The 2,732-nt window shown below is 56.9% G+C and carries 3 protein-coding genes; all 3 read right to left on the bottom strand.

Annotated elements, in window-relative coordinates:
• Nucleotides 1-1,712 (bottom strand): bifunctional DNA primase/polymerase (locus tag WCJ41_RS21345; RefSeq protein ID WP_336907855.1); only part of this gene is annotated, 1,712 nt, incomplete at its 3' end.
• 12 nt (nucleotides 1,713-1,724) lie between these two features.
• Nucleotides 1,725-1,985, bottom strand: a complete 261-nt coding sequence (locus tag WCJ41_RS21340; protein ID WP_336907854.1) for a hypothetical protein — start codon at nucleotides 1,983-1,985, stop codon at nucleotides 1,725-1,727.
• A gap of 160 nt (nucleotides 1,986-2,145) precedes the next feature.
• Nucleotides 2,146-2,732, bottom strand: a 587-nt coding sequence (locus WCJ41_RS21335; protein ID WP_336907853.1) for a site-specific integrase, incomplete at its 5' end; no start/stop codon positions are given.

The following is a 2,732-nucleotide window of genomic DNA, read 5'->3' as shown; positions in this document are numbered from 1 at the left end:
ACTTCATTGCCGTTGGCCTTTCGGCTGTGGTGAACAAGCTCGATGGCACAATTTGCCCCTTCGGCAACCTGCGCAAAGAGCTTGGCGACCTGATCAATCGCGTTGTTGTCATTCTCCTGCACCCCGTGGCACGAAACGAATGGATCAACGATCAACACGTCTATCTTTTTTTCGATCAGCTCCGCGACGAGGGCCTCGACGACCGGTTCATAGATTGTCGTGCCATTACGATCCTGTTTCGCGATGATCAATGGAGTATCACGACCGCTGTTGACATAAAGCTGGCCCCGACAGTCATCGCGTTGGAGTTCATAATGTTGAAGCGTGGCGGCAAGCCGCCTTTCGAGCTCGTCCTTTGGATCTTCGCCATTGAACAACCAGACGTTCAGAACAGATGTGGGTTCCGACCGGAGCAATGTCCTGCCGGATATCATGGAAATCGAGTCTGCAATCACGAGCGAGGATTTACCAACGCCGCCGGGCGCGACCGTCACCGACACATACTTCCGTAACAGGTGAGGTCGGTAAAGCCACGCACGGCGCTCAATCTCGGCCCCCTGACGCCAGCTATAGGGAGCCGCGCTGATTCTGGACGGCGTCTCAGACTTCTTGGCATCGCTATGAGTGCCGTCCGTGCCCGGCCGCGGCTTCTTCATGCCGGCATCAAGGCCCGAGCGTATTGACCGCCGGGCTTCTTCCTCACCCAGACCAGCATGTAGTGCGGCCCCCATCAACCGTCCCTCAACAACCGCGCGCAGGAGATACTTCCGCAGGACGAGTTGCCCCATACGAAATGCAGCCTTGTTCAAAAGGTCGTTGCGGGTACCTTGAGGTGCAGCTGCGACTGCCGCGCATTCGCCCTCCAAGGCCGCCATGCCATAAGGACTGTTCTGGCCTTCTTGGGAGTGGTGACCTTCCATGGGGGATTGGTCACCATCCGAAGCCCCCTCGTTGGGTTGCTCAGCCTCCGGAAACCGATGCTCACGAAAGGCTATGGCCAGCCATTCCGGGGCATCCGCGCGCGTCACATCTGGCCCCGAAACGGTCGTGTAGCATCGCCCATCCGGGAGACGCGACGGCGGGACGATGACGTAACCGCCATCGCCACGGGTGTCGATGCCGTCGCCAATTTTCCCGGCCGAATTCGTGAAGCCAGCCTGATGCTGGAAATAGACGTGATAACCGCCGCTGGGCGTCTCGACGACGACCGTGTCGGGCATTTCCCAGCCATTATCTTCCATGACCCTCTGGATCAATGCCAGACCATCTGTGATGACGTTTCCAGCCTCATCACGACGGAGATCGAGATCAAGCACAGCAGTGCCGGACGCCGCCCCTGTTGGCATGCCAATAAGAGCATCGGGCCACTTCGACCACCATGCACGGACTTGATTCGGATCCGTCGTCGCTGCTTTGAAGCCACCTGCGACATATGGTTGTTTGTTTAGCTTGCATGGGAAGATGGGAATTCCGTCTTGGCCAAGTCGAAGAGCATGGTCGAGCATGCTGACCGCCTCCTCGTGGCCAGTATCATTTGCCGCGCCCTCTGTAGCTGACGGATCATAATCATCGTCAGTTTGAGAGCCAGTAGGATCCTTCGGATTGTAACTCATTTCGAGCTCCTTTGAGTTGGAGCCGTTGTGCAGACGCGACAAAAATGCTAAGAAGATTGCTGTTAAAGGTACATCAAAGCATCCGGTCCGCTGCACCACGGCGGACCGGTTTCAGTTTGAATTGTCGTCGTCCGAGGTGCTGCTGAGCTTGCGTGACAGCCTGCTTTTCGCCCATTCAAGCAGGTCCGCGCCAGAATACACGATGTTTCGACCGAAGCGGTGAAACCGCGGCCCGCCACCCGTGACACGGAGCTTGGTCAACGTTCTGGGAGCAGCTGGGACCCCGAGCGCTTCATCGAGAAATTTGGACGCCGCGGGGGTGCGATAGTATTTTTCCGGGACGGCAGTTGACGTGTAGAGGTCGCTTTTCATCAGGTCACTCCAGAACATGTGAGCGACCTTCCACATACTCAGGAATATTCGGTTTGGAAGTACCTTGTTTTTAGTAGACCTGCTATCTCCGCATTATCCCTTGAAATAGAACGGCAATAATTTTTTCCGTCAGTGTGCGCATTCTTAGTTATCAGATAATTTAATCTACTTTTAAATCATCTTTTCCGCCAGACATGGCCGACTCGATCCGGTTTCCGATGACATCCGCAGCCTTCTTGAGCGGATTGCTGTCGAGATGCGCGTACCGCTGGGTCGTCGCCTGATTGGCATGGCCAAGAAGCTTTCCAACTACGGGAAGACCCATGTTCTCGCCGACCGCGATGCTAGCGAAGCTATGCCGCCAGTCATGGATGCGAACGTCCTGCAGCTTGGCGGCCTTTCGAATGGCTGCCCACGGGCGCTTCAGGTCTGATCGGGGGCGACCTGCCTTGCCACCGGCGATGACGTAGACGGTGCCTTCTATGGGCGGCAGGGACTTGATGACGGCGGCAGCCTGATCGCTCAAATATACGACCTTCTTCCCGGTCTTGCTGTCGGGGAGAAAAAGTAGGCTCCGTCCCAGATCCACATCGGACCATCTGAGGTGAAGGACCTCGCGAAGACGCGCGCCGGTCAGAATCAGGAGCCGAATGGCAGCAGCCGCGAAGGGATCAAGCGGGGCCCTGCGCGTCCCCGGCTTTGGCGCATGCTTGGACTTGGGGTTTTCCGCATCGATTTCCATGGGCA

It is taken from the genome of Aestuariivirga sp. (genome assembly GCF_037139295.1).
GTDB lineage: Bacteria > Pseudomonadota > Alphaproteobacteria > Rhizobiales > Aestuariivirgaceae > Aestuariivirga.
This window is presented reverse-complemented; position numbering and strand designations above follow the sequence as displayed.

Bases quoted from the DNA above. Each gene is read 5' to 3' on its own strand.
- WCJ41_RS21340 (WP_336907854.1), bottom strand. From the start codon at position 1,985: ATGAAAAGCGACCTCTACACGTCAACTGCCGTCCCGGAAAAATACTAT.